General features: G+C 44.6%; 13 protein-coding genes and 4 tRNA genes. 5 read left to right on the forward strand and 12 right to left on the reverse strand.

Translation table 11 applies throughout. The features are described from left to right. The first annotated feature begins 4 nt into the window (after positions 1–4). Positions 5–628, forward strand: a complete 624-nt coding sequence (locus L4D05_RS06265) for a DsbA family protein (protein WP_428793361.1) — start codon at positions 5–7, stop codon at positions 626–628. A gap of 43 nt (positions 629–671) precedes the next feature. On the opposite strand, the gene L4D05_RS06270 is transcribed toward L4D05_RS06265, so the two are convergent. Then, complete coding sequence (locus L4D05_RS06270) at positions 672–1,508, reverse strand: LysR family transcriptional regulator (RefSeq protein ID WP_428793362.1); 837 nt, start codon at positions 1,506–1,508, stop codon at positions 672–674. Positions 1,509–1,675: 167 nt separating this feature from the next. Here L4D05_RS06270 and L4D05_RS06275 point away from each other — a divergent pair, with 167 nt between their 5' ends. The 4 genes from L4D05_RS06275 to L4D05_RS06290 all read left to right on the forward strand — a co-directional run bounded on the left by L4D05_RS06275 (position 1,676) and on the right by L4D05_RS06290 (position 4,054). Continuing rightward, positions 1,676–2,332, forward strand: coding sequence for a glutathione S-transferase family protein (locus L4D05_RS06275; RefSeq protein WP_428793363.1), 657 nt, complete (start codon positions 1,676–1,678; stop codon positions 2,330–2,332). 273 nt (positions 2,333–2,605) lie between these two features. Continuing rightward, complete coding sequence (locus L4D05_RS06280; protein ID WP_428793364.1) at positions 2,606–3,025, forward strand: bleomycin resistance protein; 420 nt, start codon at positions 2,606–2,608, stop codon at positions 3,023–3,025. Positions 3,026–3,248: 223 nt separating this feature from the next. Then, positions 3,249–3,506 (forward strand): hypothetical protein, encoded by a 258-nt coding sequence (locus tag L4D05_RS06285; RefSeq protein WP_428793365.1) that lies wholly within the window; start codon positions 3,249–3,251, stop codon positions 3,504–3,506. Between the two features lie 197 nt (positions 3,507–3,703). Next, the gene (locus L4D05_RS06290) at positions 3,704–4,054 is read left to right on the forward strand and encodes a putative quinol monooxygenase (protein ID WP_428793366.1); all 351 of its coding nucleotides are present in this window, start codon (positions 3,704–3,706) and stop codon (positions 4,052–4,054) included. Between the two features lie 46 nt (positions 4,055–4,100). Here L4D05_RS06290 and L4D05_RS06295 read toward each other — a convergent pair whose 3' ends face one another. The 11 genes from L4D05_RS06295 to pgsA all read right to left on the reverse strand — a co-directional run bounded on the left by L4D05_RS06295 (position 4,101) and on the right by pgsA (position 13,843). After that, the gene (locus L4D05_RS06295; protein WP_428793367.1) at positions 4,101–4,598 is read right to left on the reverse strand and encodes a hypothetical protein; all 498 of its coding nucleotides are present in this window, start codon (positions 4,596–4,598) and stop codon (positions 4,101–4,103) included. Positions 4,599–5,082: 484 nt separating this feature from the next. Continuing rightward, complete coding sequence (locus L4D05_RS06300; RefSeq protein ID WP_428793368.1) at positions 5,083–5,574, reverse strand: peptidylprolyl isomerase; 492 nt, start codon at positions 5,572–5,574, stop codon at positions 5,083–5,085. A 126-nt stretch (positions 5,575–5,700) separates the two neighbouring features. Beyond that, a complete protein-coding gene (gene nspC, locus L4D05_RS06305) occupies positions 5,701–6,834 on the reverse strand; it encodes a carboxynorspermidine decarboxylase (protein ID WP_428793369.1) in 1,134 nt (377 codons plus the stop codon). Positions 6,835–6,912: 78 nt separating this feature from the next. Then, complete coding sequence (locus tag L4D05_RS06310) at positions 6,913–8,157, reverse strand: carboxynorspermidine synthase (protein ID WP_428793370.1); 1,245 nt, start codon at positions 8,155–8,157, stop codon at positions 6,913–6,915. Further along, positions 8,157–11,060, reverse strand: coding sequence for a pyridoxal phosphate-dependent class III aminotransferase (locus tag L4D05_RS06315; RefSeq protein WP_428793371.1), 2,904 nt, complete (start codon positions 11,058–11,060; stop codon positions 8,157–8,159). The genes L4D05_RS06310 and L4D05_RS06315 overlap by 1 nt, the downstream gene beginning before the upstream one ends. A 528-nt stretch (positions 11,061–11,588) precedes the next feature. Continuing rightward, positions 11,589–12,305, reverse strand: a complete 717-nt coding sequence (locus L4D05_RS06320; protein ID WP_428793372.1) for a riboflavin synthase subunit alpha — start codon at positions 12,303–12,305, stop codon at positions 11,589–11,591. A 187-nt stretch (positions 12,306–12,492) separates the two neighbouring features. Further along, positions 12,493–12,568, reverse strand: a tRNA-Gly gene (locus L4D05_RS06325). Positions 12,569–12,608: 40 nt separating this feature from the next. Then, positions 12,609–12,695, reverse strand: a tRNA-Leu gene (locus tag L4D05_RS06330). An 80-nt stretch (positions 12,696–12,775) separates the two neighbouring features. After that, positions 12,776–12,851 (reverse strand) — tRNA-Gly (locus L4D05_RS06335). Between the two features lie 36 nt (positions 12,852–12,887). Next, positions 12,888–12,961: transfer RNA gene (locus L4D05_RS06340), tRNA-Cys, on the reverse strand. Between the two features lie 324 nt (positions 12,962–13,285). Next, positions 13,286–13,843 carry a CDP-diacylglycerol--glycerol-3-phosphate 3-phosphatidyltransferase gene (gene pgsA, locus L4D05_RS06345; protein WP_428751850.1) on the reverse strand — a complete coding sequence of 186 codons (558 nt, stop codon included), beginning with the start codon at positions 13,841–13,843 and terminating at the stop codon, positions 13,286–13,288. Between the last annotated feature and the right edge of the window lie 18 nt (positions 13,844–13,861).

Genomic DNA, 13,861 nt, shown 5'->3' on the forward strand with positions numbered 1-13,861 from the left:
GGCTATGACCACTGCGACGCTCTATTACGTCTACGACCCAATGTGCTCTTGGTGCTGGGGATTCAAGCCAACATGGGGCATCATCGAGAATAGCCTTAAGCAGGAAATCACGATCCAGTATGTGCTAGGCGGTCTGGCACCAGACACCGACGTAGCAATGCCGGAGGCGATGCAACGACAAATCGCGTCCTATTGGCAGCGAATCGAACAGGAGCTTGGCGCTGAATTTAACTACGAGTTTTGGTCTAAAAACACCCCTCGTAGAGCGACTTACCCAGCATGTCGCGCGATCCTTGCCGCCAGAAAACAGAATGCAGAACAAGCGATGAATCAAGCCATTCAGCAAGGTTACTACCTGCAGGCAAAGAACCCGAGCGATAACAATGTACTTATCGCACTGGCGCAAGATATCGGCTTAGATATGGTGCAATTTGAAACGGATTTTTTAAGACAATCCACGCAGCAAGCCTTACTGGAAGAAATTCAATTTGCGCGTTCAATGGGGGGTAACAGTTTCCCATCACTGTTTGTCTCACAGCAAGGCAGAGTAACGGCGTTACCTATCGATTATATAAATCCGACAACGACCATCAAGCTAGTGAGACGCCTGATAGCAGAAACCCCTTAATGTTTGTTCGGTAGCTGCGCGGATTCGCTTTCATAGTTACCATCTAATCCATGATGTTTCGCAACAAGCTTTGCTGAAGCACATCTTGATGGAGTAATGGATGCGGAGCCGCCCCAACAGATAACACTATGTCAACCGAGGGCAATGCTGGCATAGTTTGTAAAATAGTCATGCCTTCCATCACACTCAGCTTACCCATTGCGCCAACAGCAAGTCCGGCATTAACCAAGGCATTTTGCGCCGAAGCAGAATTACAACATGCCAAAAGTTGAAACTCTCGTCCTTGTTTCGTTAAACCATCAATCGCTGCGGCATGGTATTTACAATCGGCTTGAAATAATACCAAAGGAAGCGGCTGATTGTCGTTTTCAACAAAAGATGGCGAGGCAATCCATACGCCTTGATCAGAGGTCAGCCAGTACCCTTCTTCACTATCAGGAGCGCGCGTGATAATGGCCGCATCAATTTTACCCTCATCCAACCAACGTCGTAGTGTGATGCTTGGTTCATTAAAGATCTGAATCGAACACATCGGTGCTAAGCGTTGCAGCCGCTTGACCACTTTGGGTAATACCGAATGATTATAATCTTCAGGGCAACCTAGCTTTAGAGAGCGTTTATTTTGATAACCTTGTAGTTGATTCACCGCACTATCGTGTAGCGAGATTAATTGTGTCGCATGAACACTGAGCTGCAGACCCGCTTCACTTAAACTTAAATTCCGCCCCTCTTTTACAAACAGTGGTGCCCCAAGTTCAACTTCCAATTTTTTCATCTGGGCACTGAATGCCGATTGAGTTCGATTAATTTGCCGCGCCGCTCGAGTAAAGCTCCCCGTTTCAACGTAGGCTAAAAAACTTCGTAGTGCCTCTATATCCATAACGCTTTTCTTCCTTGAACACTCATCATCAGTGTGCGAACTATCTATTAATGCCTGTTTAGGTGTTACCCATCGATTTTATTGATGGCTGACATCAAAACTATCCGTTAGTTATACGAAAAACAATCCTTTAAGGTTAATTGCAACCGAAAACAAGGAGGTTAACTATGCGGTTATATATCGGCAACCAAAACTACTCGAGCTGGTCATTAAGAGCATGGCTTATTTTTGCTCAACATGACCTCAACCCAGATATTATCAAACTATCGCTATTTACCGATTCGTTTTACCAAACTCTACAACCAGTGAGTCCGACGGCTAAAGTTCCCTTACTTATCGATGGGGATACCACGGTTTGGGATTCACTCGCTATCTTGGAATACGTTAACGAGGCGTACTTAAACCATTGCTGCTGGCCCCAAGACCGACAGCAGCGAGCAACCGCTAGAGCTATCGCCAATGAAATGCATTCAGGCTTCATGGCTATTCGCACTGAAATGCCGATGAACTGCCGCGCGTCTCGTAAAGTGTCCCTATCCAGTGACGCCCGAAAAGACATTGCTCGTATTGAACAAATTTGGGCGCAGCAGATGAGCCAATACCCTAATCAATGGCTGTTTGGCGAATGGTCAATCGCCGACGCTATGTTTGCGCCGATTGCGCTGCGATTTGCTACCTATCAAATTCCATTGTCAGAGCAAGCAACGCAATATCAGCGAACCGTTCTAAACAGCCCTGCGATAAAACAATGGTTAATACAAGCGCTAGAAGAAACTGAGATCGTAGAGGAGGATGAGGCTGGAGAGCCCGTCAATATCGATTGATAACGCGGCCCTGAGCCTAGATACTCCTATTCACGATTAGTAGCTGCGATATTCTCGCAGCTACTAAATTAGACAGGCTTCTTTCTTCATCCCTTTACGTGGCACCTCGTCTTTGTATCTATTGCCCTACATAAAGTGAGACGCATAGCATATATTTGAAATCTATCATTCTTTGAAAGGCAGCAATTACGCGCAAATATCACCGACCTCACAACATTGCTACGCCATATCGCCTAAGATAACTTTCATATTATTATATACTTAGGTGAATAAATGCGAGTGGTCCCAGAGCTGTACTGTTTTGATATTCAGCGTAGCATCGACTTTTACGTGGATGTGCTTGGTTTTCGGGTGAAATATCAACGTCCGAGTGAAGCGTTTGTCTTCCTAACTCGCCACGGTATCGATCTCATGTTAGAAGGCTTAAACGGTGATGGGCGACGCTGGATTACCGGTGCACTTGAGTATCCGCTAGGGCGAGGCGTTAATTTGCAATGGGACACCTATCACATCGACGCCTTTTACGCCCATATCAAACAACACTCTCCAGATAGTATTTACCTTCCTATCGAAAATACCGACTATCTCTGTGGTGATAATATCGTGGTACAAAAACAATTCGTAGTACAAGACCCAAACGGCTATCTCATTCGATTTTGCGAGAGTAACACCGAGCTAGTCAAAGAAACCTAAAAGGGAGACTTTGCTTGGCAGATCTAGAGCGTTTGAATTCTACTGTGCCTGGTTGTTTAACCGTAAAAAGCATATACCAAGTGATAACTCTATTTATATGCACTTAGTTACACTACATAACACTATTATCTTCACATAAATCCCACCAAAGAAAGGTAGATAATTTCCGGTCGCTGTCCTAGCATTAAATCACACGTAGACAACTTGGTTCATAACGCGTGATATGCGTAAATTAACAATAGAAACCTACAATATTGATAATAAAATTGTTAATAGAAGTACTGTTGTCGAATCTGTCAGCTTTCCTCTTTGCATTTCTCGCTCGCTCATATCGTTGCTCCCAAATGACCTCATCATTCGCTTTAGTGAAAATAGCGAGCAGTTGGAAGCACTCCTAAGCGCTGCTTTAGACCCTGATGCACATGGCGTCATTATGGAAGTGATCGACCAAGAAGAAAGAGTCGTAATATCAGTTGTTTAGTCTTAGCGGGAAAGCACACTAAAGTGTACATCGCCCTTATCATGGTTTTCCAACAACTCATCACAAAAATCTATCATTGAGCGCCTTTTAATTCATATCGCTCACTTCTCGTGGCACTTTCCTCTATTGTGCCCCACTCACGACAATTAACAATAATATCACTAACATAATAAAACACTAACTAACAAGGAGAGACCATGACGAACCGAGTATATGTATTGGCACAATTTAAGCCTAAATCGGGTAAGGAAGCTGAATTGTTTGAGGTACTAAAAGCCTTAGAGCCTGATTCATATCGTGAAGAGGGCTGTATTCAATACATGCTAACACGTCAGATCGGTCACCCGAGTGCTACGCGAAATGACTACCCAATCGTCTTTAATGAAATTTGGGAAGATGCGGATTCATGGGCTGCTCACGGAAGAAGAAAACAGATTCAGCACTTCTTCAAAACTCAAGTTCAAGCCGAGGCTGGACTTGTTGAAGATGCAATTGTTACCGCTTATAGCGATGAGGGCTATGACTTCGACGCGCCAATTTACGAATAATCTTGATTAATATGGCAACAATATCGAGACGAAAAGACGTCTCGTTCTAAAATCCACCCGCCCACGTATCAAAACTGTCGATATTATCAAGTTCAGTTTGAGTTCGTGGTGCAGGGTAATAAGGTAGCGCAAGTAACTTGTCTGAAGGGAGTAACTGCCATGATGCTTCCATTTTTAAGCGTTTAAGTACACCGTTAGCACGGACATACATGTAGTAACCACCTTGGTGAGTATTCGCATAACTTGCAATTGTCACTACCTCGTTACTTGGTAGTCTAACTTTACGACCTAATGGAAACAGCTGATGAAGTGAAAAGCTCACCTTTTCATCTTCAAGCGCACCTTGATGGAACCGCTCAAGTCCAATCGCCGTTGATGTCTGCCTTTCACTCCAACCCGCGAGTAATAACCCGGACAAGCGATCAGAAAAAGGTTTACCTTTTGTGATGCCTTCATTGGAAATAAACTGCACTCGAACTCGATCACCGGTCTTTTCTATAATCTGGAGAAACTGCTCTCCTGTCTTATCGGCTAATAGCTGCATGATTCTCACATGACGAAAATTATAATCAATGAGCATTACATTAAACTAGACAGCTCTTCGCCGCAAGGCAGCTACAAAGCCGCATTCCATATACTGCAACCTTTTCCTTGCGTCCCAATACGGGGTACCAAAGGTTTAGTCATACTCTGTCACCAGCCAAAAACCCCGGCTACTCATCCAGTCCAATTTGAATTCCACTATGCAAAGGTGCGGACTCGCTCATCGTTCTTTCTAGAATAAGTCGAATTGATGTGCTGAACGACAACCCACACATCACATCGTTCGTGATGACAGAGTTAAAGTGACAGGACATAGCTAAAGCGACATGACATAGTGGAAGCGACAGGACATAGTGGAAGCGACAGGACATTGAGGCTGTGCGACTATTTGAAGACAGCCTATACTCAGCTTTAACCTCTTTTACCCCACCAGTCTCTATTTAACGAGAAGTTAAATAGGGACGAAGCACTTAAAGCCGTTCTAATTACTGAACCGTGACTTGTTGGATGACAATCACATCGTTAGGCACATCATCATGTCCTAACCTTGAAGTTGTCTTCACTTTAGCAATGGCATTCACCACTTCCATGCCGGCGGTGACTTGACCAAACACGGCATACCCCCAACCATTATTCGTCGTTGCGGTATGATCTAAAAAGTCATTGTTATCCAGGTTAATAAAGAACTGAGCCGTTGCTGAATGAGGCGCATCCGTTCTGGCCATCGCAATGGTACCGATAGTATTTTTCAAACCACGATTCGCTTCATTGACGATAGGTGCACGAGTCGGTTTTTCTGTCATTTTTTCATCCAAACCTCCTCCTTGAATCATAAAGCCATCAATGACGCGATGAAAGATCGTGCCTTCATAAAAGCCTTCCTGACAGTATTTAACAAAGTTCTTTGCGCTCACAGGAGCTTTTTCAAGATTCACTTCAATTTCAATATCGCCAAAATTGGTTGAGATAATTACCATAGTCATCACTTAAGTTATGTTTCAGTCGCTACGCGATTCTCCCACCGTTGTGAATGTGAATCGCGTCTCTTTTTCGGCTCGCAGTTTGATGGGTCGCCTCTCATTCGTCAAGGCAGATTATCACGGCTAATCAATCGGCCACTGAGACAGTGAGCGCTTAAAGTCGTCGTAACCAAATTCATTAAGCTTTTGAATTCGCCCATCCACTCGCTGACAAAATATCGCCGGCATTTTTAAACCATTAAACCAGTTTAATTTCACCATGGTATAGCCCGCGCTGTCTTCAATATGCAATTGCTGACCAATCGCTAACGGATGCTCGAACTGAGTGACACAAAACTGGTCTCCAGCCAAACAAGAGCATGAGCCGATAACATATTCATGTGAGCCGTTATCGCTCGCTTCGCGAATTGAAGCCGGTTCATTGTAAATCAAGGTATCCAATCGATGTGCTTCTGTCGCAGAATTCACAATGGCCGTTTTCATACCGTTCTCAACAATATCGACCACTGTAACAACCAAATCTGTCGTCTTGGTAATGATCGCTTCGCCCGGCTCTAGGTAAAGTTGAACCCCATGCTTTTCGGCAAAATGTTTTAGCGCTTGTCCCAACTTCTCAATATCATAATCAGGCCAAGTGAAAAAGACGCCCCCGCCTAGACTCACCCAGTCTAGCTTATTTAATTGATCACCAAACTGCATTGAAATCGCATCTAACAGCGCCGTAAATGCATCCACATCTTTATTTTCACAATTCATGTGAAACATCACGCCATCAATCGAATCAAAAACGGTCGGGTCAAGATGATCCGCTTGTACGCCTAAGCGAGAGAATTCCCTTGCTGGATTCGCTAAGTCTTGTCCGGCATAGCTCACACCTGGGTTTAGTCGCAAGCCAATGGAAGCTTTTCCTTCCACTAAATGACGATGCGCTGATAACTGAGACTGTGAGTTAAAAATCAGTTTGTCGCAAAGCCCCGCCACTTCTTTCACATCATCTTCGGTGTAGCCGACGCTGTAGGCATGCGTCTCCCCACCAAATGTTTCGTGACCAAGTCTAACCTCATACGGTCCACTGCTTGTTGTGCCGTCAAGATAAGGCTTGATGACATCAAAAACACCCCAAGTAGAAAAACACTTTAGTGCCAGTACTAACTTAACGCCAGAGCACTCTTTAAGTTGCTTTGCCTTCTCTAAATTAGCGATCAATTTTTCTTCATTGATCATAAAATAAGGCGTTTTTAATTCGCTGTTTTGCATGATTTAATCACTCATAAAGATCCAACAAAGCCGATGTTCAATACATCGGCTTGGATTGATTTGCCTTGCTACTGTCTACTACTTCAAAATTTGAATATCAGGCTGACCCACTTCAAGTTCTTGAACATGCCAGTCTAAACCAATCTCTGGCATCGTCGCGAGGAATGGATCAGGGTTAAGCTGTTCCATGTTGAACACGCCGGCTTCAGCCCATTCACCTCGGAAATATTGAAGTGCAGCGGTGATAGCAGGAACGCCAGTCGTGTAAGAAATAGCTTGATGTTCTACATCTTCATACGCCACTTCATGATCTGCATTGTTATAGATAAACACGCTACGAGGCTGACCGTCTTTCGTACCCTGAACCCAAGTGCCAATGCAGGTTTTACCCGTATACCCCGGAGCAAGGGATGTTGGGTCTGGCAGCAGCGCTTTAAGAACGTGCAACGGATGTACTTCCGTACCATCGTGCAATGTTACTGGGTCTGGACTCAGTAAACCAATGTCACGCATGCAATTGAAATAGTTTAAGTAACTATCACCAAAGCCCATCCAAAACTCTATACGCTTAGCTGGGATAAACTCTTGCATAGAACGCACTTCATCGTGCGCCATTGAGTACACTTTATGCTTACCAACAAGCGGGAAATCAAACTCAAGCATACGAGAGTGACAGCCCACTTGCTTCCATTCACCGCTCTCCCAATAGAAGGAGTCACCTTGAATCTCTAACATATTGGTTTCTGGATCAAAGTTTGTCGCAAATTTCTTACCGTGATCACCAGCATTCACATCCATGACATCAATCGTGTCGATCTCATCAAATAAATGTTTAACCGCGTATGCTGCAAAAACACTCACCACACCAGGATCGAATCCAGCGCCCAAGATGCCCGTAATGCCCGCTTCCTTGAATTTGTCGCGAAAGCCCCATTGCCAATCATAAGCTTGTGGCACTTGCTGCCCTTCTGAACAAAGATCAACGGCCACTGAGGTATCAAGATAAGACACTTTAGCTTGTAGGCACGCTTCCATGATTGCAATGTTTACCCATGGAGGGCCAGCGTTGATGACTAGATCTGGTTGAACTTCTTTGATAAGCGCAACCAAAGCATCCACATCATCCGCATTGACCGAGCGAGCTTGCAACGCCTTAGTCGAATCTTGAAGGTTGTTTTTACCCTTGATGGATTCGATAATTTTTTCGCATTTAGCGACGGTGCGTGATGCGATCGTAATATCGCCCAATACTTGGTTATTTTGCGCCGCTTTATGTGCGATAACCCAACCAACGCCACCTGCACCGATTTGTAAAACTGCCATTATTTGGTTTCCTTTGCTACTAGCTCTAGGGCTAATTGATGAATATTGTTCAGTAACGCTTCAAAATGCGAAAGCGTTAAACAAGGATTAAGAATTGTGAATTTTAAGGCAGAGTGCCCGTTCACGACCGTCTCGCCTAGAACCGCTACGCCTTGAGTCAACGCTTCTAGTCTAATTTTTTGATTGAGCGAATCTAACTCTTCCGCTTGAAGATGAGTCGCTCTGAACAGCACCGTTGAAAGTGATGGGGTTGCAAGCAACTCAAAGTGGCTATGTTGGCTAACAAGCTCGGCGACATCCTGAGTTTGATCAATAAGATGATCAACCATGCTACCTAGCGCATCTGGTCCAACACTTTGCAGCGTCATAAAGACCTTTAGCGCATCAAAGCGTTTAGTAGTCGCAATCGACTTATCGACTAAGTTCGGCAGTTCATCGTGCTCTCGATTAAGATAATCAGCGTGATGCAACAGATACTTGAAATTGCTTCTGTCTTTTATCAATAATGAGCCACAGCTAATGGTTTGATAAAACAACTTATGAAAATCGACGCTCACAGAATCCGCTTTTTCAATGCCCTGCAATTTGGTTTTATGACGGCCAAGAATCAATGCCCCACCGTACGCACTGTCGACGTGAAACCACATATTATGAACGTTGGCGACAGCAGCTAATTCATTGAGGTCATCGATAGCGCCATGGTCTGTCGTGCCAGCGGTACCCACTAAAGCAAATGGTATTAGCCCTTGCTGTTGCAAGGACAAAATATCTGCCTGCAATGCCTCAAGCTGAATGGTGCCGTCATCATTAGTTGCAACACAATGTACAGCGCTTTCACCGAGCCCTAGCAGTGATGCAGACTTTTGCACAGTAAAATGTGATTTATCGGAGCACACAATACGCAATTTATCGGCGTAACTTGGCATTCCATGCTTTTGAATAGAGTGCCCAGTGGTAATGTCAGCAATGCGATCTCGCGCTAACAGCAAGCCCATTAAATTACTTTGTGTACCGCCGCTTGTGAAAACACCATCCGCCAGTTCCCCTAACTCATAGCGTTCACACAGCCAATTCAGAACTTTCTGCTCAACATACGTCGCTGAAGAAGCTTGGTCCCAAGAATCCATAGATTGATTCAAGACGGCAATAATGGCTTCTGCTGCAATCGCCGGCATGAGTGGTGGAGTGTGAAGGTGAGCGATACAATGAGGGTGTTGGGTGAAAATGGCGTTTCTGGCTACGAGATCAGCCGTATTGTCCACGACGGTCTGCAAGCTGTGGTGATTCCTGTCCAAGTTCACGGCATTAATTGCAGCTTCAAGTTGCTTTGGATCAAGCGCGGAATATGGCGCTTCAGTTTGTTCAAGCACTTCTTTCATTGCTTGAGTGGTGTGATTCATGACCTGAGCAAACTCATTGCTACCGTTTGCGCCTGTATGGACAAAGTGTTTTTCCCAATCCAAGCGTTTGGCATCTTGTGGTGTTTTTTCTCCACCACCCGCAACAATAATCGCTTCTTCAAGCACACGTAAGGCAAAGTCAATCTGTTCATAGGAAATAATCAGTGGTGGCAACAAACGAATGACTGAACCATCACGCCCGCCTTTCTCTACCATTAATCCACGTTCCAACGCCGCTCGTTGAATGGCAAGAGTCAACTCACCATCAGCAAGAGGTTCACCAAACTTGTTTTTCTCTCCTGTCGGCTTCATCACCTCAAAACCAAGCATCAGCCCCATTCCACGCACTTGGGCAATGCAGTTAACGCGGCTCTGAATTCGCTCTAACCCTAAACGCAAATAGGCACCAGCCACGTTGGCATGTTCAACAAGATTGTCACGCTCTATAATTTCTAGCGCTTTAGCGCCAGAAACCATGGCTAATTGGTTACCACGAAATGTTCCGGTATGTTCTCCGGCTTGCCAAGTATCAATGGCCTTGTCAAAGACCAACAGGGACATGGGTAACCCGCCACCTATTGCCTTAGATAAACATAAAATATCTGGTGAAACCCCAGACTCTTCAAACGCAAATCGGTAGCCTGATTTACCTACGCCACATTGAATTTCATCTAAAATCAACAAAATACCGTGTTCATCACAAAGGCGTCTGAGTTCTTTAAGCCAAAAAGCCGGAGCCGGAATAACCCCACCTTCGCCTTGGACTGGCTCAACGATCATGGCCGCGGGTTTCATGATACCAGCCTCGTCATCATTAAGCAGACGCTCAATATAACGAATACTCTGTTTCGCTCCGGCATCGCCGCCAAGACCAAATGGACACCTTAAATCATAGGGAAATGGCATAAAATGCACGTCTGACATCAGCCCTGTACGACGAGCTTTGGTGCCCAAGTTGCCCATCATTCCCATGGTGCCATTGGTCATGCCATGATAAGCCCCTCTGAAGGCAAACATGGTATTTCTACCCGTTGTTTGTTTAGCAAGTTTGATGGCGGCTTCAACGGCGTCTGCGCCTGACGGCCCACAAAACTGAATCACGGAATTTTTGGAAAATTCACTTGGTAGGAAGGCTTTAACACGCTGAATAAACAACTCTTTCGCAGATGTTGTAATATCCAGCGTTTGATAAGGTAAACCCGAATCAAGTTGAGCCTTTAACGCTTGATTGATTTCAGGGTGGTTATACCCCATAGCCAGAGTACCTGCCCCCGCTAAACAATCAAGAAAGACCTGCCCTCGAGTATCTTCAACCAATGCACCATAGGCGTGTTTAATCGCTATGGGAAGACGCCTTGGGTATGAGCGAACGTTAGATTCATGCTCAGCTTGATCCAACAGCAGTTGGTCAGGCGTAAGATCATAGACCCCATTAACCTGTGGAATAGTCGCCGATATTGACGCGACAAAAGGTGTAGATTCGATATCGAATGCTGTACTCATTTCTGTAACCTAGAGTTTATGCTGAGTAAGTTCCCAACAAAATAGATAGCAAAATACGCCCCATCTGAAACGACAGATGTGACAAAGCGCTAAACGGAATATTCGGTTTAGACGGGTATTAGCTAATTTGGATCAAGGCTCTGTAATGTGGCTTTTTGCGCGCACAATACAGTTAGGAAATATACAGTTAGGAAATAGGCAACGTAGAGATACGATGCTAGTAAGAACGTGTGAGTTAATAAGTTTCAATGTTGGGTTTCCCTTAAACATGCCGCTTTGCGACAACAGTATCCCGTCTACTGATTATTAGAATAATCAGTACCTACCCTACGTTACATCACTGCATAAGCGATAGTAACGCGTATCCCCCAGAATCACTCCGAGATTGCGCGGGAAAATAACATAAAACTCATTAGCATCGCAATGTTTTTTGCCACAGAAGCATTCGATATTATGGTGAAATGAAACCTGTAGAATAAGCGCCGCAACCATGGTTCACGGCGCCATTATCTAACGACAACCAATCGTTTACTTCTTGTCAGAAAGATGACGAGTCGTTTCCTGACCAATCACATCAATATTCGCCCCCTGCTGCTCCAGAAACTTTTCAAACATCGGCAACAGAGGACCCAGTGTTTCTTTAATGGTGTCTCGCACAGTATCGACAACAACTTGCGTACCGCGCTCAATTTCGATGTTGACGTAGTCATCGGCGCCTTTATGTCCAAACGTCGTCATTCGTAGCGTTTCAGGGATCAACCAAACATCGAACCAGCTTTGCTCCTTATCCACCTCAGATACCGTTAAACTCGCCCCGTTTATCGCAATATATCCCTTAGGAAACACATAAGGTTTCCACTCTTTAGGTAAAGAGAAACGAATTCGATAATTGTCTTCTTGCTGATGGATATCTACCAGTGTTGTCTTAAAGTCAACATGTCCAGACAATGGGTGCCCACCAATTTCTGCACCATCCTTAGCCGCTCGCTCGACGTTAATACGCTGACCTTGCTTAAATTCACTCAGAGTCGTAATCAATAAGCTTTGCAACATAACGTCAAATAAAGCACGATTATCATCAATGAGCTCTGTCACGGTTAAGCAAACGCCATCTACCGCGACACTAGCACCAATCTCAAGATCCACACAAAAGCCCGCAGGGAAGTTAATCTCGAACGTACGAATGCCATTTAAGTCCGTGATTTTGTCGATGGTGGCAACAGATTGGATAATTCCTGTAAACATGCTTACTCCAGAGTCATTTGTTTTTGCAATGAGTCACACATCATGGCAAAAACCACCACTAATATAAAGCCTGAATTGGCACTCTGCGCAGCGGTAACATTGGCGATGGAAGGTTATAGAAAACAGAATGAAAGGTTATAAACGATAGAAACCAAAAAGCCCTAGCATTTCTGCTAGGGCTTTGAATTGGAGCGATACATCGGGTTCGAACCGATGACCTCAACCTTGGCAAGGTTGCGCTCTACCAACTGAGCTAGTATCGCATTGCTGTAATGGCTATAAAGCTATACAGACTTTAATAGATGGTGCCCCGGGCCGGACTTGAACCGGCACAGCGCGAACGCCGAGGGATTTTAAATCCCTTGTGTCTACCAATTCCACCACCAGGGCACGCAATTCTTTATTGCGATGCCGATTACTGAAAAGTAAAACACCATCTTATGCATCGTTATTACGCTGCATTCAAAATTTGGAGCGATACATCGGGTTCGAACCGATGACCTCAACCTTGGCAAGGTTGCGCTCTACCAACTGAGCTAGTATCGCAAATTTTTCTTACATAACCATTTCTCGCTAAGAGAATGGAGGCGCCTCCCGGAGTCGAACCGAGGTCCACGGATTTGCAATCCGCTGCATAGCCACTCTGCCAAGGCGCCTTTTTTATTTCTACTCTCCAGGTCGCTTTAAGCAGTTCCTCTTGAGTACGGGATGCATTTTACGTAATCAGCCAAATGAGTCAATAGTATTTTTTTATATTTTGAATCGTTTGCCTAATAAACATTCAAAAACAGGCAATTTGCTCAATTTAGTAGCATAAACATGCAGGTTATTTGCAATCTAACTGCTTATTTTCTCTAAGTTGAAGGTTGGTCGGTAGTAGGCTGCGCCAAAATAAACGAATCTATCTTAGCAAATGGACGTCAACTAACTTACAAGTATGAAAAAGGCGAGCTAATCGCTCGCCTTTTTCATCTTAAATTCTATTCGTCTTCTGAATTCAATAAATCGTCTTTCGCTGCCGCCAAATACTGCATCATTGACCAGTAAGTAAGAATCGTTGCAATGTACAAAGCAACATAACCTACCCAAATCATCCAGTCATCATAGCGCCATACCAAAACCCACAAAGCGAACATTTGTGTGACCGTTTTGACTTTACCGACCCAAGAAACCGCCACACTCGCTCGTTTGCCGATCTCTGCCATCCACTCTCTCAAGGCTGAAATAATGATTTCACGCCCAATCATGGTAACCGCAGGAATGGTGATCCAAATACTATGATAGTGCTCGGTAATAAGAATCAATGCTGTGGCAACTAGTACTTTATCCGCAACAGGGTCAATAAAGGCTCCGAAACGAGAGGTTTGGTTCAGCTTTCTTGCTAGCATTCCATCCAGCCAATCGGTGAAGCCTGCTACCCAAAAGATCATTGCTGCGGCAAAGGGCGCCCAGCTGTAGGGTAGATAAAACGCTACGACGAAAACGGGGATGAGAAATAATCTCAACAAAGACAAAATGTTAGGTATATTTAAACGCATATAATTATCAGCTCTATT

It is taken from the genome of Vibrio nomapromontoriensis (assembly GCF_050337205.1).
Taxonomy (GTDB): domain Bacteria; phylum Pseudomonadota; class Gammaproteobacteria; order Enterobacterales; family Vibrionaceae; genus Vibrio; species Vibrio nomapromontoriensis.